This window comes from Azospirillum melinis (genome assembly GCF_013340935.1).
Taxonomy (GTDB): Bacteria; Pseudomonadota; Alphaproteobacteria; order Azospirillales; family Azospirillaceae; genus Azospirillum; species Azospirillum melinis.
In genome coordinates, this window is record NZ_WHOS01000048.1 from 37,446 (window position 1) to 55,181 (window position 17,736).

At 66.4% G+C, this 17,736-nt stretch carries 19 protein-coding genes; 9 read left to right on the forward strand and 10 right to left on the reverse strand.

What is annotated here, in order from left to right; all coding sequences use genetic code 11:
- Positions 1-2: 2 nt before the first annotated feature.
- Positions 3-761, forward strand: coding sequence for a protein-methionine-sulfoxide reductase heme-binding subunit MsrQ (locus GBZ48_RS26725; RefSeq protein WP_174473794.1), 759 nt, complete (start codon positions 3-5; stop codon positions 759-761).
- On the opposite strand, the gene GBZ48_RS26730 is transcribed toward GBZ48_RS26725, so the two are convergent.
- Positions 673-1,350, reverse strand: a complete 678-nt coding sequence (locus GBZ48_RS26730; protein WP_174473795.1) for a dienelactone hydrolase family protein — start codon at positions 1,348-1,350, stop codon at positions 673-675. The genes GBZ48_RS26725 and GBZ48_RS26730 overlap by 89 nt on opposite strands.
- A gap of 413 nt (positions 1,351-1,763) precedes the next feature.
- Between GBZ48_RS26730 and GBZ48_RS26735 the strand changes: the two genes are divergently transcribed.
- The 6 genes from GBZ48_RS26735 to GBZ48_RS26760 all read left to right on the forward strand — a co-directional run bounded on the left by GBZ48_RS26735 (position 1,764) and on the right by GBZ48_RS26760 (position 8,197).
- Positions 1,764-2,537, forward strand: a complete 774-nt coding sequence (locus GBZ48_RS26735; protein WP_174473796.1) for an amino acid ABC transporter substrate-binding protein — start codon at positions 1,764-1,766, stop codon at positions 2,535-2,537.
- 107 nt (positions 2,538-2,644) lie between these two features.
- Positions 2,645-3,325, forward strand: coding sequence for an ABC transporter permease subunit (locus GBZ48_RS26740; RefSeq protein WP_174473797.1), 681 nt, complete (start codon positions 2,645-2,647; stop codon positions 3,323-3,325).
- A complete protein-coding gene (locus tag GBZ48_RS26745; RefSeq protein ID WP_174473798.1) occupies positions 3,322-4,089 on the forward strand; it encodes an ATP-binding cassette domain-containing protein in 768 nt (255 codons plus the stop codon). Before GBZ48_RS26740 ends, GBZ48_RS26745 begins: the two co-directional genes overlap by 4 nt.
- 347 nt (positions 4,090-4,436) lie before the next feature.
- Positions 4,437-6,299, forward strand: coding sequence for a right-handed parallel beta-helix repeat-containing protein (locus GBZ48_RS26750; protein WP_174473799.1), 1,863 nt, complete (start codon positions 4,437-4,439; stop codon positions 6,297-6,299).
- Positions 6,300-6,905 carry a hypothetical protein gene (locus GBZ48_RS26755; protein WP_246307477.1) on the forward strand — a complete coding sequence of 202 codons (606 nt, stop codon included), beginning with the start codon at positions 6,300-6,302 and terminating at the stop codon, positions 6,903-6,905.
- A 56-nt stretch (positions 6,906-6,961) separates the two neighbouring features.
- Positions 6,962-8,197 (forward strand): extracellular catalytic domain type 1 short-chain-length polyhydroxyalkanoate depolymerase, encoded by a 1,236-nt coding sequence (locus GBZ48_RS26760; protein ID WP_209798267.1) that lies wholly within the window; start codon positions 6,962-6,964, stop codon positions 8,195-8,197.
- A gap of 52 nt (positions 8,198-8,249) precedes the next feature.
- Here the strand turns inward: GBZ48_RS26760 and GBZ48_RS26765 are convergent, their stop codons facing one another.
- From GBZ48_RS26765 to GBZ48_RS26795, 7 genes are all read right to left on the reverse strand, one after another.
- Complete coding sequence (locus GBZ48_RS26765; protein ID WP_174473800.1) at positions 8,250-8,993, reverse strand: TlyA family RNA methyltransferase; 744 nt, start codon at positions 8,991-8,993, stop codon at positions 8,250-8,252.
- Between the two features lie 95 nt (positions 8,994-9,088).
- Complete coding sequence (locus tag GBZ48_RS26770; RefSeq protein WP_246307478.1) at positions 9,089-10,120, reverse strand: sensor histidine kinase; 1,032 nt, start codon at positions 10,118-10,120, stop codon at positions 9,089-9,091.
- A gap of 186 nt (positions 10,121-10,306) precedes the next feature.
- Positions 10,307-12,220, reverse strand: coding sequence for a 1-deoxy-D-xylulose-5-phosphate synthase (gene dxs, locus GBZ48_RS26775; RefSeq protein ID WP_174473802.1), 1,914 nt, complete (start codon positions 12,218-12,220; stop codon positions 10,307-10,309).
- Between the two features lie 25 nt (positions 12,221-12,245).
- Positions 12,246-13,148 carry a polyprenyl synthetase family protein gene (locus tag GBZ48_RS26780; RefSeq protein WP_343049683.1) on the reverse strand — a complete coding sequence of 301 codons (903 nt, stop codon included), beginning with the start codon at positions 13,146-13,148 and terminating at the stop codon, positions 12,246-12,248.
- A 1-nt stretch (position 13,149) separates the two neighbouring features.
- Positions 13,150-13,428 carry an exodeoxyribonuclease VII small subunit gene (locus GBZ48_RS26785; RefSeq protein WP_246307479.1) on the reverse strand — a complete coding sequence of 93 codons (279 nt, stop codon included), beginning with the start codon at positions 13,426-13,428 and terminating at the stop codon, positions 13,150-13,152.
- Between the two features lie 174 nt (positions 13,429-13,602).
- Entirely contained in the window at positions 13,603-14,532 is a 930-nt protein-coding gene (locus GBZ48_RS26790; RefSeq protein ID WP_109048709.1) for a histone deacetylase family protein, read from the reverse strand.
- A gap of 205 nt (positions 14,533-14,737) precedes the next feature.
- A complete protein-coding gene (locus tag GBZ48_RS26795) occupies positions 14,738-14,965 on the reverse strand; it encodes a sulfurtransferase TusA family protein (RefSeq protein ID WP_174473803.1) in 228 nt (75 codons plus the stop codon).
- A 336-nt stretch (positions 14,966-15,301) separates the two neighbouring features.
- Between GBZ48_RS26795 and GBZ48_RS26800 the strand changes: the two genes are divergently transcribed.
- Positions 15,302-15,691: an ArsR/SmtB family transcription factor gene (locus GBZ48_RS26800; RefSeq protein ID WP_174473804.1), complete on the forward strand. Its 390-nt coding sequence runs from the start codon at positions 15,302-15,304 to the stop codon at positions 15,689-15,691.
- Between the two features lie 58 nt (positions 15,692-15,749).
- On the opposite strand, the gene GBZ48_RS26805 is transcribed toward GBZ48_RS26800, so the two are convergent.
- Positions 15,750-16,142, reverse strand: coding sequence for a DUF423 domain-containing protein (locus GBZ48_RS26805; RefSeq protein WP_174473805.1), 393 nt, complete (start codon positions 16,140-16,142; stop codon positions 15,750-15,752).
- Positions 16,143-16,251: 109 nt separating this feature from the next.
- Between GBZ48_RS26805 and GBZ48_RS26810 the strand changes: the two genes are divergently transcribed.
- On the forward strand, positions 16,252-17,019 hold the full coding sequence (locus GBZ48_RS26810) for a glycosyltransferase family 2 protein (protein ID WP_174473806.1): 768 nt from the start codon (positions 16,252-16,254) through the stop codon (positions 17,017-17,019).
- Here the strand turns inward: GBZ48_RS26810 and GBZ48_RS26815 are convergent.
- The gene (locus GBZ48_RS26815) at positions 17,010-17,237 is read right to left on the reverse strand and encodes a hypothetical protein (RefSeq protein WP_174473807.1); all 228 of its coding nucleotides are present in this window, start codon (positions 17,235-17,237) and stop codon (positions 17,010-17,012) included. The two genes, GBZ48_RS26810 and GBZ48_RS26815, sit on opposite strands and share 10 nt — an antisense overlap.
- Positions 17,238-17,736 lie beyond the last annotated feature (499 nt).

Here is a 17,736-nt window from a genome sequence, read left to right on the forward strand (position 1 = left end):
CCATGGCCGCGCCCCTCGCCTCCGCCGGCGGCGTCGATCTGCGCGCCGCCGCGAACGCCGCCCTTACCTCTCGCTGGGCCAAGCCCGTCGTCTTCACCCTCGCCCTGGTTCCGCTGGTCTGGACCGTCTGGCTCGCCTACACCGGCGAACTGGGGGCGGAGCCGGTGCTGGAAAGCGTCAAGGCCAGCGGGCTGTGGGCCTTGCGCTTCCTGCTGATCGCGCTGGCGCTGACACCGCTGCGCATGCTGACGGGGGTGGCAGGGCTGGCGCGGTTCCGGCGGATGCTGGGACTGTTCGCCTTCTTCTATGCAGCCGTCCATTTGTCCACCTACGTTGGGTTGGACCAGTTCTTCGATTGGCCGGCGATCTGGAAGGAGATCGTCAAGCGGCCCTACATCACGGTCGGCATGGGGGCCTTCCTGATCCTGACGGCGCTGGCCGCCACCTCCACCGACGGCATGGTGAAGCGGCTGGGCGGCAAGCGCTGGCGCGCCCTGCACAAGGCCGTCTTCGTCGCCGGGCTGGCCGGCTGCCTGCACTTCATCATGCTGGTGAAGGGCTGGCAGACGGCGCCGCTCGTCTATGCGCTGATCTGTATCGGGCTGCTCGCCTTCCGCCGCTGGCCGATCCGGCTCGGGCAGCGGAAGGACGGTCGACGGAAGGAAGCCCCGGTCAGAACACGGCCCGCAGCAGCCCTACGGTCCGGCGAAGCGCCAGCACCGCACTTTCCGGATGGAAGCTCCCCCGTTCGTCGCAGTTGAATCCGTGGCCGGCCGGATAGATATGCACCGGCACCCACGGATAGCGGGCCTTGACTCCCTCGGCGACCGACAGCGGGATGGCATGGTCCTGCTCGCCGAAATGCAGCAGGGTCGGAACCCGCGGGGCGCTGTCCAGCGTCTTGCCGATCTCGCCACCGTAATAGCCGATGGCGGCGCGCACCGGCAGCGCCGCCGCCGACGCCCAGGCGATGCTGCCGCCCCAGCAATAGCCGACGATGGCCGCAGCACCGTCACCGCCGAGATGGGCCAGCGCCGCAGCGATGTCCTGCAAGGCGTCGGCGGTCGCCACCGCCCCCTTCAGCGCGATGCCCCGCTGAATGCCGGCATCGTCATAAGGCAGCTCGACCCCGCGCTCGGCCCGGTCGAACAGGTCGGGCGCCACGGTGGTGAAGCCCTGCTGGGCGAAGCCGTCGCAGACGCTGCGGATGTGATGGTTGATGCCGAAGATTTCCGGAGCCACGATCAGGCGCCCGATCTCCTCGACCTTGGCCGGCGCGCGATAGGCGCGCATCCGGTGGCCGTCCGCCGCCGTCAGTTCGATCCAGCCGGCAGCCGTTGCGTCACTCATGTCCTGACCCCTCATCTTGGGAGACCGTCCAGGCGGTCATTGCCGATGATCATAAGGGGATGAAGCCTCAGAGCAACTGGCGACAGGGCAGCATGGCGACCCGGTGGTCATATCCGCCACCTCGTTCGCGTTACCTCTCTGACGACAGTCGGACCGCCACCTTCCTCGATGCCGGTTCAGGAACCATCGCAGAAGGCCTGCTGTTGGGCGAACGAGATTTCCCGAAAAGCCTTAAATGCAGCAAGCTCTATATACAGTTCATTTTCGCTAAATATGAAAGACATTCCCTTGCTGCGACATATTCTTTGCTGTAGCGTGACCCGAGCCGTCGAACGCCGGAACCAGTGTCGGCCGCAACGTGCCGAAGACGGCGAACCAACCCAACCCATTTAAGAAACACCGGGCATCAACCGATGAAATGGCTGAAATCGCTTCTCGTCGCCGGCCTTATGCAGGTCGCCGCCGTCTCCGCCGCCCACGCTCAGGCCGACCTTGACCGCATCAAGGCCGATGGCGTGCTGAAGATCGGCACGGAGGGAACTTATGCCCCCTTCACCTACCATGACGCCTCGGGCGCGCTCGTCGGCTTCGATGTGGAGATCGGGCGCGAGATCGCCAAGCGCATCGGCGTGAAGGCAGAGTTCCTGGAAGGCAAGTGGGATGGGCTGATCGCCGGCCTGGACGCACGCCGCTATGACGCCGTCATCAATCAGGTCGGCATCACCGAGGCACGCAAGGCCAAGTACGACTTCTCCGACCCCTACATCACCAGCCGCGCCGTGCTGATCGTTAAGGGCGACAACAGCGCGATCAAGAGCTTTGCCGACCTCAAGGGCAAGAAGTCGGCCCAGTCGCTGACCAGCAACTTCGGCAAGCTGGCCGAGGCGTCCGGAGCGCAGCTGGTCGGCACCGACGGTTTCGACCAGTCGATCCAGCTGGTCCTGAACGGCCGGGCCGATGCGACGGTCAACGACAGCCTGTCCTTCCTGGATTTCAAGAAGCACAAGCCCGATGCCAACGTGAAGATCGCCGCCACCCAGGACAATGCCGACCAGTCCGGCATCATCGTCCGCAAGGGCGAGGCCAAGCTGGTCTCCGCCATCAACGAGGCGCTGACCGCCATGAAGGCCGACGGCACCTATGGGACGATTTCGCAGAAGTATTTCGGCGCCGACGTTTCCAAGTGACGTTTTCAGACTAGTTTCCCGTCTCACGTCAACGCCCGCCACAATGCCCCCAGCCCCATCCGGGCCGGGGGCATTGTCGTTCCATCTTCACGAGAGGCACCTTCCCCGTGCTGCACTGGCTTACCCTGATGGCGGACTCGCTTCCGTCGCTGCTGTGGGCGGCGCTGGTCTTCACCGTTCCGCTGACGCTGGCCTCTTTCGCGCTCGGCCTGGTCGTCGGCCTGGCGGCGGCGGTGGTCCGGCTGTTCGGACCGGCTCCGCTTGCCGCCATCGTCCGCTTCTATGTCTGGATCATCCGCGGCACGCCGCTGCTGGTGCAGCTTTTCCTGATCTTCTACGGCCTGCCCAGCGCCGGCATCGTGCTGGACGCCTTCCCGGCAGCGTTGATCGGCTTCACGCTGAATGTCGGCGCCTACACCTCGGAGATCATCCGTGCCGTCATCGGCTCGGTGCCGAAGGGCCAGTGGGAGGCCGCCTATTCCATCGGCATGAGCTGGTCGCAGGCGATGCGCCGCACCATCCTGCCGCAGGCCGCCCGCGTCGCCGTGCCGCCGCTGTCCAACAGTTTCATCTCGCTGGTGAAGGACACCTCGCTCGCCGCCGCCATCACCGTGCCCGAGCTGTTCCAGGCCGCCCAGCGCATCGTCGCCACCAGCTACGAACCGCTGATCCTCTATGTGGAGGCGGCGCTGATCTATCTCGCGCTCAGTTCCGTTCTGTCGGCGCTGCAGGTCCGCTTGGAAAAGCGGCTCAACCAGTATGGCGGTTTCCTGGAGGCCAAGTCGTGATCCGGCTGTCGAACATCGAAAAGCGCTTCGGCGACCTCACCGTGCTGAAGGGCGTGTCGGTCACCGTGGCCGAAGGCCGTGTCACCGCCCTGATCGGTCCGTCCGGCGGTGGCAAGAGCACGCTGCTCCGCTGCATCAACCTACTGGAAATCCCGACCTCCGGCACCGTGCGCATCGGCGAGGAGGAGCTATCCTTCCAGCCCGGCGGCAAGCCCGGATGGAAGGACATCCAGCGGCTGCGCGGCCAGACCGGCATGGTGTTCCAGAACTTCCAGCTTTTCCCGCACCGCACCGCGGTCGAGAATGTGATGGAAGGGCTGGTGACCGTGCAGAAATGGCCGGCGGAGAAGGCGCGTGACCGTGCCATGGCTCTGCTGCGCAAGGTCGGCATGGACCACAAGGCCGATGCCTGGCCTGCGACCCTGTCGGGCGGGCAGCAGCAGCGTGTCGCCATCGCCCGCGCGCTTGCTCCGTCGCCGCGCGTCCTGCTGTGCGACGAGCCGACCTCGGCGCTCGATCCCGAGCTGTCGGGCGAGGTGGTGGAGGTGCTGGGAACGTTGGCGGCCGAGGGCACCACCATGGTGATGGCGACGCACGACCTGCGTCTCGCATCGCGCATCGCGCATGAGGTGGTGTTCCTCGACGCTGGGCAGGTGGTGGAATCCGGACCGTCGCAAACGCTGTTCAGCCATCCGACCCGCGAACGCACCCAGCGCTTCATCGCCACCCTGACCCAGCAGGGACAGCAAGGGGAAGGCGTTTAAGGGACGTCACCGGGGGGCCAGAGGAGCCGGCGGAAAGCAGCATTCGACAGAGGAAAGCTGCCTCGCTGGCCTCCACCGGATCATCTTTTCAAGAAACCCGACAGACAGCCCTAATTCAATCCACATTGTTGCTCAGAAAAATGATGGCATTCCACCGTCGGCGGGGGCACCACATACTGAATGAGGATAGGTTTATGCGTATTATACCAAAAGATACTTTATCTTTGGTCGCAGGATTGTAACGGATTTTACCCCTTATTCGTCCAATCCATGGAAAATGCCTCACTATTGCCCCAGCCGACTTGACCATCTTGGCGCCGCATCAAAACCGCTAAGGATACGGACCAATGGCCACGACCTCCGGGAACTCGACCATCACGGTGAGCGCGAAGGGCACCCTCGACGCGCATTTCAACCTGCTGGTCGACGGCAAGAAGATCGGTGAGGGCACCACGGATGCCACGGCCAAGGATTTCGTCTTCAAGACGGACATCGTCGAGGGCCAGGGCCACAAGGTGCAGGTCCAGTACGACAATGATGGCATCTTTCACGGGACCGACCGCAACCTGATCGTCAACGAGATCACGATCAACGGCAAGTCGGTCCTGCCGACCGACGACCATGTTACCTACGACAAGGGCACCCTGGACGGCCACGACGTCGCCGACGGTCAGGCCGGAATGTGGTGGAACGGCACGCTGGTCGTCGATGCCGACAAGAGCTATTTCCCCACCTCCGGCGTGACGCCCCCCACCATCCCACCGGTCAGCGAAGCACCGTCGACCGACCCGACGCCGTCCACGCCGGCGCCGACCGTCCCGAAGCCGACCGATCCGGGATTCTACGTCGCCACCAACGGCAACGACAGCTGGTCGGGCAAGCTGGCGGCTCCGAATGCCGACGGGACCGACGGCCCCTTCGCCTCGCTGCAAAAGGCGCAAGCCGCCATGCGCGCCGACCCCAACATCGACACCACCTACATCCGCGGCGGCGACTATCACCAGAACGGGATGTGGCTGGACGGCCAGGATTCCGGCGTGACCTTCACCAGCTACGGCAGTGAGAAGGCGGTGATCCACGGCGGCTCCAACGCCAGCGTGTCCTTCGGTCTCGGCGGCGCCAAGAACGTCACCATCGAAGGCCTGACCTTCGCCGACGGTGTCGTTGGCGGCCACTATGTCTTCGCCGACAATGCGTCCGGCCTGACCTTCGCCAACAATTCGGTCAAGGGCGGCGGTTACGGCATCACGGTGCAGAACAGCGCCGACAGCAAGGTCATCGGCAACCAGTTCGACAGCACCGGTGCGGAGGCCATCTTCGTCAAGGCCGGCTCCAACTCCACGGTCGTCTCCGACAACCACATCACGCACCCGAACGCCGCCGACCGCGGCGACGCCGGCATCTGGATCAATGGCAGCTCCGATGTGCAGGTCACTCACAATCTCGTCGAGGATTCGCCGGAGAAGGCCATCGCCGTCGGCTCGGTCCAGACGGACGGCAGCGATGCTACCCATCGTGTCACCATCGCCAACAACAAGGTTGTCGATGCCAATCTGGAGTCCAACGATGGCGGCGGCATCTACCTGATCAACCGCCAGCAGGATCTGACCGACCACACCGTGGTCAACAACGAGGTGACCGGCACCACCGCGACCAACCCGTCGGGCGACGTCGCCAGCTGGGGCATCTACCTCGACGACTGGACCAGCGGCGCCACGGTGAAGGGCAACATCGTCCACGGCAACATCGGCGGCGTGTTCCTGCATGGCGGCTGGGACAACAAGGTCACCGAGAACGTGATCGCCGACAACAGCGGCGCCCAGATCGGCCTTCAGCAGCCGGTCGCCTGGAGCGGCTGGCAGGGCCATCAGATGAGCGGCAACGACATCTCCGGCAACGTCGTCGATGTCCGTGACGGCACGGCCGTCCACATCTACGGCCCGGCCAATGTCGGCAACATCCACAACAACTTCTACAGCAACCTCGACGCCTCCAAGGATATGTTCGATGTCTGGCCCCAGGTGATGTCGGGCGGCGGCAAGGGCGATCTGGCGGAATGGAAGGCCGCCGGATACGACAGCGGTTCGGTGCAGCTGGACCCGAGCTTCGTCAATCCGGGTGCGCATGATTTCAGCCTGGCATCGGACTCCGCGGTGTACGGGTTGGGCTTCGACCACATCCCCACCCATGACATCGGGCTGCTCGGCTGATTGCAGCCGGTCGCTTCCGATCATAACGATCCGATCAAGCGCGGTCCTTCGGGGCCGCGCTTTTTTCTTGCCGCCTTTGTGGCTGACACCGGGCGGCAATCTGCCGAATTGGCGGAGGCGCTCTTGAATGGCTCGCAAGCGCCATCTATCTACCATCCACACGGATGGTTAATGGATGGCAAAGCGATGGCCGAGACCGAACAGAGCTTGAAACCGAAAACCGGCGACAGCGAGAAGATCACGATCAATCTCGGCTATGTCGACCTCGGCCACATCGACCTGCTGGTCGAGGAAGGGTTCTATTCCAACCGTACCGACTTCATCCGTACCGCCATCCGCAATCAGGTCGACCGGCACGCCGATGTCGTCCGACAGACGGTGGCACGCAAAAGCGTCGATCTCGGACTGCGCCACTTCACTCGGGCGGATCTCGAAGCGGCTCAGGCCGCAGGACAGATGCTGAATATCCGTGTCCTCGGCCTCGCCACCATCGCCCAGGACGTGACCCCCGAGCTGGCCCGCTCCACCATCGCTTCGCTGAGCGTACTGGGCGCGCTGCATGCGCCGACCGCGGTCAAGGCGGCCCTCGCCGACCGCATCCGCTGAAATTCTTTCGGCTCGGGCCACCGCCTGCGCCCGATGCGAACCAGGAAAGTATGGACATGCGCCACACCACCCCACCCGGCATGCTTCCCGGCATGGCCGAAGCCGCCCGCCTGACCCGGGCCGGCAAGCTCGGCGAGGCGACGACCCTCCTCCAGCGTTTGCTGCGGGGAGACGGCAAGGGCGAGCCGGCACCGGCACCCAATACAACCGCACCTGGGACCACCCTGGAAGGGGAGTTCGTAAGGCTCGACCCCACGCCTTCGGCAAAGGACGCCGGCCCGCAGCCCGCCAACGACAGTGGGTGTCGGAGGTCCGGAGCCAAGCCGCGCACCGGACTGGGCGAGACCCTGCGCGGCCTCGCCGCACGCTTCACTCCGAACGGCCTTCATGGCGGCACCCCGCGACCGGCCCCAGACCCATTGCCGGACGGAGCGTCCTTCGCAAGGCTCTCGTACAGCGGGGCGGCCGGAACACGGGCCTACAAGCTCTATGTGCCAGCCGCAGCAGACGACCGACCGCGCCCGCTGGTGGTGATGCTGCACGGTTGCACCCAGTCGCCCGACGATTTCGCCGCCGGAACCCGGATGAACGCTTTCGCCGAGCGGCACGGCATCCTCGTCGCCTACCCTGAACAGCCGGCTTCGGCCAACGCACAGCGCTGCTGGAACTGGTTCAAGCCGGAAGACCAGCGGCGCGACCAGGGCGAACCTTCGCTTCTTGCCGGCATCACGCGACAGATCATGCGTGACCATCGGGTCGATCCGGAACGAGTCTACATCGCCGGACTGTCAGCCGGCGGTGCCGCGGCAGCGAACATGGCGGCGGCGTATCCGGATCTCTACGCCGCGGTCGGCGTGCATTCCGGCTTGCCGGCCGGCGCCGCGCAGGATCTGCCATCCGCCCTCGCCGCGATGCGCCAGGGTGGCAGCCGAAGCCCGCGGGCGGCGATTCGAGGCAACCGCAGGGTGCCCACCATCGTCTTTCACGGCGACCGCGACCATGTCGTCCACCCCAGCAACGGCGACGGCGTTATCGCACAGGCCACCACCGGCTTCAACCTGCGGTCGGAGATGCAGCAGGGTCAAAGCCCGGGCGGCCACGCCTACAACCGCAACATCCTCCATGCCCCCGATGGCCGGACCTTGTGCGAGCACTGGACGATCCACGGCGCCGGGCACGCCTGGGCCGGCGGCAGTCCATCCGGCTCCTACACCGACCCGCAAGGTCCGGACGCGACGGCGGAAATGCTGCGCTTCTTCCTGGACCATCGGCTGGAGACCTCCCCGCGCTGAATGGGGCCGCAACCGAAAGACCCGCCGGCACGACAGGGCTTGGCGAGCGGAATCAGCCCCGGTCCTTCACCGCGCCGATCAGGAACTCCTTGTTCCCTTCCGGCCCGGTGATCGGGCTTTCGGTGATGTCCAGCACCCGCCAGCCCGGCAGAGCGTCCAGCCAACCGCGGATGCGGTCGCAAACCTCCTGATGCAGTTCGGGTTCGCGCACGACGCCGCCCTTGCCGACACGCCCCTTGCCGACCTCGAACTGCGGCTTGATCAGCGCGACCAGCCGCCCGCCCGGCACCACCAGATCGAGCGCAGCCGGCAGCACGATCTCCAGCCCGATGAAGCTGGCGTCACACACCACGAGGTCTATGGGATCCGGGATTTCGGTCGCGGTCAGGTGGCGGGCGTTGGTCTTCTCCAGAACCGCCACGCGTGGGTCGGTGCGCAGCTTCCAGGCCAACTGGCCGTGGCCGACATCGACGGCATAGACCTTGGCGGCCCCACGGGTCAGCAGCACGTCGGTGAAGCCGCCGGTGGAGGCGCCGACATCGACCGCGGTCAGGCCGGTGGGGTCGATGGCGAAGACATCCAGCCCTTTGACCAGTTTCAACCCACCGCGCGACACCCAGGGATGGTCCTGCCCCTTGACCGCCAGCGGGGCCTCCGCCGCGATCTGGTCGCCGGCCTTGTCGATGCGCCTGGTGTCGGAATAGACCAGCCCGGCCAGGATCAGCGCCTGCGCCTTGGCACGGCTCTCCGCCAGCCCACGCTCCACCAGCGCCACATCAACCCTCACCCGTGCCATGCCGCCGCCCTTCGCAATCCCGCAATGGCGCATTCCTGACGCGGAACGGCCGGAAGGGCAAGCCTCGCTTCCTGGGAGCAAACGTCAGGCAAGGGTCAGGCGGGCGGGAACTCCACCACCACACGGGTGCCGTAGGGGCTGCTGTCCGCCGTCAGTTTGCCACGCAGCTGGCCGACAAAGGCACGCACCACCTTCAACCCCAGCGTGGTCGCGCGGGACAGGTCGAGGCCGGGCGGCAGGCCGGCGCCGCGGTCGACCACCTCCAGCCGGATGCTGCCCCCTTCGCCGCGGCCAAGCCGCACGTCGATGGCACCGGGCGTGCCGGAGGGAAAGGCATGGCGCGCCGCGTTGCTGACAAGCTCGCTGACGATCAGGCTGAAGGGAATGACCGCCTCGGTCGGCATTTCGGTGGAGTCGGCGGTGACCTGAACGCGGTGGGCACCGGGCAGCGTCGCCTCAAGCTCCTGGCACAGCTCGCGCAGATGGACCGCCATGTCGATGGTGCCGACGCGCAGGGAGCCGTGGGTGCGCTGATGGGCCTGGGTCACGATGCCGACGCGGCCGCCGGCGCTCTGCAAGGCCCGCCGCACCTCCGGATCCTTGCTCGACAAGGTTTGAAGGGTCAGCAGGCTTGAGACCAGTTGCAAGGTGTTCTTCAGGCGATGGCTGACATCGCGCAGGCGGCGGTCGTGCTCGGCCACCGACTCCGGCGTTTCCTCCGCTGTGACGATCAGGGCGCGGACGACGCCGTTGACGCCCAGCATCGGGGTGACGCGGACATCCCAGAAGCGTTCCCCCTCGGTCGAGCGGTCGCCGGCGGCGCGGTTGCGCTGGGGCTGTGCGGTCCGCCGCGCCTCGGCGAGCAGCGAGGTCGCCAGGGCCGGGAAGCGCTCCGTCAGGCCGGTCCCCGCAACAACCCCCAGCGCCCGGAACGCGGCGTTGGCGAAGGCACAGTGATCAGCATCCCCTTCCACCAGAGCGGTGGGCGTCGGCGTCTGGTCCAGCAGACAGCGCAGCATCGCAGGATCATCGATGCCGGCACCGCCGGCCGCAACATCGGTGCCGACCACCCGTCCCGCTCCCGGATCGGTGCCGAACTCCGCGTTACGGAATGCCGTGACCGCCATGATATGCGCCATCGCCCCTGACCCCGTAGCCATCCTGCCGCTGGCATTTCCCTCCGGTGTCGGCGGGCTACCATTTCAGCCTGGACAGTGTAAGGCGTGGCTCGCGCTCCGCACCAGTCCAACAACCCGAAACCTTGCTAGACAAATGGCATTACGACGTTCGGAAGGCGTAATGCCATTGAGGGTTCAGGCTCGGGCCGCAGCGCTCTCGATCCCCAACGCCTGGAGCGCGGTGTGGACGATGTGCTGGGCACTCAGGCCGGCCGTCTCATACTGCTTGGCCGGCGAATCATGGTCGAGATAGGTGTCCGGCAGAACCATCGGCCGGATTTTCAGCCCGCCGTCGAGCAGCCCGGCCGTCGCCAGGAATTGCAGAACGAAGCTGCCGAAGCCGCCGACCGACCCCTCTTCGATGGTGATCAGCACCTCATGCTCCAGCGCAAGGCGGCGGACCAGATCCTCGTCCAGCGGCTTGGCGAAGCGGGCGTCGGCCAGCGTCGTCGACAGTCCGCGCGCCGCCAGCTCCGCCGCCGCGCGCCGGGCCTCGCCCAGCCGGGTGCCGTAGCTGAGGATGGCGATCTTGGTGCCTTCCTGAAGAATGCGGCCCTTGCCGATGGGCAGGATGCTGCCGCGGTCGGGCAGTTCCAGGCCGACACCCTCGCCGCGCGGATAGCGCAGGGCCGAGGCGCGGTCGTCGATGGCGGCCTGGGTCGCCACCATGTGCATCAGCTCCAACTCGTCCGCCGCCGCCATCAGGACGATGTCGGGCAGGCAGCCGAGATAGGCGGTGTCGAACGACCCGGCATGGGTCGCCCCGTCGGCGCCCACCAGACCGGCGCGATCCAGCGCGAAGCGCACCGGCAGATGCTGCAGCACCACGTCATGGATGACCTGATCGTAGGCGCGCTGGAGGAAGGTGGAATAGATGGCGCAGAAGGGCTTGAACCCCTCCGTCGCCATGCCGGCGGCGAAGGTCACCGCATGCTGTTCGGCGATGCCGACGTCGAAGCAGCGGTCAGGAAAGCGCTCCCCGAACAGGTCCAGCCCGGTGCCGGACGGCATGGCTGCGGTGATGCCGACGATGGTCGGGTCGACGGCCGCCTCGGCGATCAGGCTCTGGGCGAAGACGCGGGTGTAGGTCGGGGCGTTGGACTTCGGCTTGGACTGGGCGCCGGTCACCACGTCGAACTTGGCGACGGCGTGCAGCTTGTCGGCCGACTCCTCCGCCGGGCCGTAGCCCTTGCCCTTCTTGGTGACGACATGGATCAGCACCGGCTTGTCGTCGTCGGCGTCGCGGACGTTCTGAAGCACCGGCAGCAGATGGTCCAGATTGTGCCCGTCGATCGGGCCGATGTAATAGAAGCCCAGCTCTTCGAACAGGGTGCCGCCGGTGACCATGCCGCGGGCATATTCCTCCGCCCGGCGGGCGGCGTTGCGCAGCGGGCGCGGCAGCTGGTCGGCGATCTCCTTCGCCAGATGGCGCAGGGACAGATAGGGCTTGGACGAGATCAGCCGCGACAGATAGGCGCTCATCGCACCGACCGGCGGGGCGATGGACATGTCGTTGTCGTTGAGGATGACGATCAGCCGCGACTTGGTCGAGGCGGCGTTGTTCATCGCCTCGTATGCCATGCCGGCGCTCATCGAGCCGTCGCCGATCACCGCGATGACGTTGCGCCGCTCGCCCTTGATCTTGCTGGCGACCGCCATGCCGAGGCCGGCGGAAATGGAGGTCGAGCTGTGGCCGGCGCCGAACGGATCGTATTCGCTCTCCGACCGCTTGGTGAAGCCGCTCAGGCCCCCACCCATGCGGAGCGTGCGGATGCGGTCGCGGCGCCCGGTCAGGATCTTATGCGGATAGCACTGGTGCCCGACATCCCAGATCAGCCGGTCGTAGGGCGTGTCGAAGACGTAATGCAGCGCCACCGTCAGCTCGACCACCCCCAGACCGGCGCCGAGATGGCCGCCAGTCACCGAAACGGCATCCACCGTCTCGGTGCGCAACTCGTCTGCGAACTGGCGGAGCTGCTCGGGCTTGAGGGCCCGCAGCTTGGCTGGCGTCGGACAAAGGTCGAGCAGCGGGGTCTTGGTGGAGGTCACGTCGTGATGGTCCTCAAAGCTCTGGTCAGGCGCGGCGCGCGACGACGAAGTCGGCGACGGCCTTCAACATATCGGCACGCCCATCGAAAATGTCCAAGTGCTGCGAAGCCTGATTGGCAAGCATTTCCGCCTGGGCACGGGCACGGTCGCGGCCGAGGATCGACACGAAGGTCGCCTTGCCCGCCTGGGCGTCGCGGCCGACGGTCTTGCCGGTCTCCTCCGCCGTGCCTTCCACGTCCAGCAGATCGTCGACGATCTGGAAAGCGAGGCCGAGATCGTGGGCATAGGCGCGCAAGGCGGTGCGCTGCGGCGGGTTCGCCTTGCCCAGGATGCCGCCGGCCTCGCAGGAGAAGGCGATCATCTCGCCGGTCTTCATGCGTTGCAGCCGGGTGGTGGTCCCCAGGTCGAACGTCTCATGTTCGGCGATCAGGTCCAGCATCTGGCCGCCGACCATGCCGTGGCCGCCGGCCGCCTTGGCCAGCGCCGTCACCAGCTGGCAACGGATGTTGGGGTCCTCGTGCGTCGCCGGATCGGCCAGCACCTCGAAAGCGAGCGTCAGCAGGCCGTCGCCGGCCAGGATGGCGGTCGCCTCGTCGAACTGGCGGTGGCAGGTCGGCCGGCCACGCCGCAGTTCGCCATCGTCCATCGCCGGCAGGTCGTCGTGGACCAGCGAATAGCTGTGGACCATCTCCACCGCCGCAGCGGCGCGGATGGCGCAGTCCGGGTTGACCCCGAACAGGGCGGAGGACTGCATCACCAGGAAGGGGCGCAGACGCTTGCCGCCGTTCAGGCAGCCATAGCGCATGGCGTCGAACACACGCGCCTCAGCCAGGTCGGTGGTCGGCAGCAGGGCGCCGATCTTCATCTCGACGGCCTGGGCGATCTCCGCCATGGCGGACTTCAAATCGGATTGGGAAATGGTCTGCACGTCAGTCGATCCGGGCGGGTTCGGTGCCGAGGGAGCCGTCGGCGCTTACGGTGATGCGGTCGATCTTGGCCTGCGCCTCGCGCAGCTTCATCTCGCAATGGCGCTTCAGCGCCGTGCCCCGCTCGTAGGAGGAGATGGCATCGTCGAGCTTGCCGCGGCCTTCCTCAAGCTGGCGGACGATCCGCTCCAGTTCGGCGAGCGCATCCTCGAAACTGAGGGCGGCGACGTCGGGCGGAATGGGAACAGAGGCGGCGGAAGGGGGCATGTCGGGCAGAACCATCGATGGAACCTCAAGCCCGCGAAGGTATGCCCCGCCCTCGTCCGGCGCAAGGCCCGAGGCACTCCCGTACCCCGGCCCTTGCGGACTATGTTCGGCCGCTGGGCGGCCTATGCGTTCGGGCGGAATTACCCCTTTCGGGAGACGAAGGCCGCCGTCCCGCGGGCAAGGCTCCGGTCAGCAGTACATCAGTTCCCGCACATGGGCCGCACTTGCCGAGGCAAGGGCGCGAAGGTTGTATCCACCCTCCAGCACCGAGACGATGCGCGCGCCGCAGTGGGTGCGGGCCAGTTCGCCCAGCTTGCGTGTGGCCCAGACGAAATCGTCGTCGATCAGGTGCAGGCCGGCCAGCGGATCGCGCGAATGGGCATCGAACCCGGCCGAAATGATCAGCAGGTCCGGCTTGAAATGATCGATGGCCGGCAGGATGACGTGCGTCATCGCATGGCGGAACTCGGGCGATCCCGCCATGGCCGGCAGCGGCGCGTTGACGCAGTTGCCGTACTCGCCCTTCTCTCCAGCATCGCCGGTGCCGGGATAAAGCGGCGACTGGTGGGTCGAGCAATAGAGCATGTCGGGGTCGAACTGCAGGATGTCCTGCGTGCCGTTGCCGTGATGGACGTCGAAATCCATCACCGCCACCCGCTGCAACCCATGGGCGGCGCGGGCATGGAAAGCGCCGACGGCGGCGTTGTTGAACAGACAGAAGCCCATCGCCTTTTCCCGCTCCGCATGGTGGCCGGGCGGGCGGACGGCGCAGAAGGCGTTGCGCGACTGGCCGGTCGCCACCGCATCGACCGCGGCGCAGACGGCGCCGGCCGCGCGTAGCGCCGCCTCCCCCGATCCGGGCGAGACGACCGTGTCGGCATCGACGCCCGCATGCTCCACATCGGGGATCAGGGACAGCACGCGGTCTATATGCGACTGCGGATGCGCCCGCAGAAGCTGTTCAACCGTAGCGCGCGGCGCCTCCTGCCGTTCCAGCATGTGGAACTCCTCCGTCTCCAGTGCGGCGAGCACGGCGCGCAGGCGGTCGGAGCATTCTGGATGACCGAGACCCGTGTCGTGCTCCAGGCACGCCGGGTGGGTAAACAGGGTGGTGAACATCGATTTTTCGGTCGTTATCGTTGGTTTTCGGGCGGTAAAGGCGGCGTTTCCGAAAACCATTCTTCCCGCATCGCTAATGAAAGTACAGGCTGAATCCAGGACGATTCGTCACAGCCCACTTTCGGGAGCGGAGGCAATCCGTGACACGGCACGATTGGGTTACGAACGGATGCGATGCCGATGGCGCAGCGGCCGGTCGTTCGGGTCAGGCCGCCCGCTCGATGACGAAACGCAGGATGCCGTCCTCCTCCACGACCGACAGCAGGCGGTTGCCTGTCGCCTCGCAGAAGGCGGGAAAATCCTTGCGGGCGCCGGGATCGGTCGCCTCCACCGTCAAAGTGTCGCCGACGGCGATGGCCTTGATCGCCTTGCGGGCGCGCAGGACGGGGAGCGGGCACTGCAAGCCCTTGGTATTCAACGGATGGTCGGTCATGGCAAAAATGCTACCCGACTCGCCATGCGCTGTCACGATGCATGGTGGGAGGGCTGCAGCGCCCAATGCGGTTGATTATCGATCACAACCGGTGGCTGATACAGCCCCATCGGCTTTGCTTCGCGATGCGAGAAAAAGCCGGAGCACAGTGAGGATCGCGACGCTCAAGCCTACGGTGGCACCAAGCAGCGGCATGTTGCGCATGCTGGATTCCCACAGGTGGACAAATCCCGCAAGGTACGAATATACTAGGATACGAGCATTTTTCTTTGCCAAGCCGCGCAACGACGGCTTGGGCGCAAAACGAATCGGAACGGACAGGGCGACGGTAAAGCGATGAAGATCGAGGATTTGCAGGCCAACGCCCGCCGGGCGAGTGCGCTGTTGAAGGCGATGTGCAACGAGCGGCGCCTGCTCATCCTGTGCCATTTGAGCCAGGGCGAGCGGTCGGTGGGCGAACTGGAGGATCTGGTCGGCCTCAGCCAGTCGGCGCTGTCCCAGCATCTCGCCCGCCTGCGCAACGACAATCTGGTCCGTACGCGGCGCAGCGCCCAGAATATCTACTACTCGTTGAACGGGCATGAGGCACAGACCATCATGACCACGTTGCACGGCCTCTACTGCACGCAGGCCGCCGAGGACGTCGCCGAAACGTCCGATGTGGAGGAACGCGACATCGACCAGACCGCCGACCGTTCCGACCTGCGCGCCGCCGCAGCCGGCTGACCGGCTGAGACCGAACAGGCGCCGCCGATCGAGCGCCCTTGATTGTAAACTACGGGCTTCAGCCGCGCGTCCGCAGCGCCGCGGCCGCCAATGCCACCCAACCCAGCATCAGGCACCATCCGCCGGCCGGGGCCGTCATCGGCACCGGCAGCGGCCCGACCGTCGCCAACGCGTAGAGGGTGCCGCAGAACAGCAGGATCCCGGCGACGAACAGCCAGCCGGCGATCCGTAGAGCCAGACTTCCCGTCCGGCCTCCCCCTATCCGCCCACTGAGCGCCACCAGCAGGACGAGCGCCAGCGCATGGGCCATCTGGTACTGCCCGGCGATGCGGACCCATTCCTGGGCCTGCGGCTGGGCGGCCAACGCATGGCTGGCATAGGCGCCGGTGCCGACCGCCACGGCGCCATTCAGCGCGGCGAAGACGATCCAGATGCGGTCGATCAGTCCCAACGGGTGTCCTTCCTGTCCTCGCTCATCCCGGCCCATGTGCAGGGCCAGGGGGCGGTGCTATCCTGTCGCCTGTCTACACGCAGGCCCTGCGCCCGAGCAAGAAAGCACGATGTCCTCCCCTGCATCCGCCCCCCTGGTCAGCCCCCCCTTGGTCAGCATTGTCACGCCCACTTGGCAGCGGGAGGAGTTTCTGCCCCGCCTGCACGCCTGCATCCGGGCGCAGACCCATGGCGAGATCGAGTGGCTGGTGTTCGACGACAGCCCGCGACCCTCGGCCTATCTGAAGCCATTGGCAAATCCGCGGCTGAAGTATTTCTATTCTCCAAGCCGTTACGCCATCGGCGAGAAGCGCAACATCCTGGCCGAGCATGCCAAGGGATCGGTGATCGTTCACATGGACGACGACGATTTCTATGCGCCGGTCTATGTGGAGCGCATGCTGGGCTGGCTGGAACAGGGATACGATCTCGTCAAGCTGTCGGGCTGGTTTCTCTACAGCGTGCCGCACCGGCGCTTCGGTTACTGGGATACGGCACTCGGCGGATCGCATCATCGCTGGGGCCGGCAGACTTGCGACTATGTCGAAGCGCCGGATGCTCCTTTCTTACCCGACAATCTCGACGGGTATGGCTTCTCCTACGCCTACCGCCGGCCGGTCTGGGAGACTGCACGCTTTCCGGCGGTGAACGCCTGCGAGGACGCGCCTTTCGTGAAGGCAGCGCGCGAGCGCTTCCGCGTCGGCGCCTTTCCGGATGCGGAGGGGCTGTGCCTGCACACGCTGCATTCCCGCAGCACCAGCCTCTGCCTGCCGCAATACGAGCTGCCGCCGCTGCTGGTCGAGCGGCTGTTCGGCCCGGAGGCGACCGCCTACACCTGAACGTCGAGGAACATGCCGCGGCGGTAGTTGCGCGGCAGGGTCAGCACGCCATTCACAACCAGGGCGGCGAGTTCGCGCAAGCTCGGAACCCGCTGTCGCTCCTGCTGGACGACGCCTTCCGCCCGGGCGCGCGCACCGGATGCGGGGACGCGCCCGCCACCGGAGTCGGGGCGGATCGGCTCGTTCGAACGGTCGCCGGTGCGTCGGGTCTCTACCATCCCCGTTCATTTACCATAAATGCAGGGAGCGGAAAAGAGGGGCCACGGTGACATTCGCGCGCCCGCCCCTTATAACCAAAGCAATATGACGAAATCTTTTGCGACCGGGTGGAATGAAAGCGGGAGGGGCGACGTTCATCGGCTCATGAGGGGATAAGATACCCCCGACACCAGGAGGACGCCGGAATGACTGGCCGCATTGGTACTGGATTGAAAGCCGTGGTTCTGGGCGCTCTGCTCGCCGGATCGATGCTGGGTGCTTCCGTCGGCACCGCCGCCGCCCATGATGGCTGGCGTGACGGCTGGCGGGGCGATCGTGGCCGCGAATGGCGGGGTGGCCCGCCGGACTGGCGTGGGGGCGGGGGCCCCCCCCCGCCCCCCCCCCGGGGGGGGGGGGGCGGCCCATTATCCCCCCCCCCCCCCCGCTCTTCGCCCCCCGCGCGTGGGTCGCGGCTGCGCCCCCGGGGCGGACCACCGCGCGCCCCCCCGCCGCCGCCCC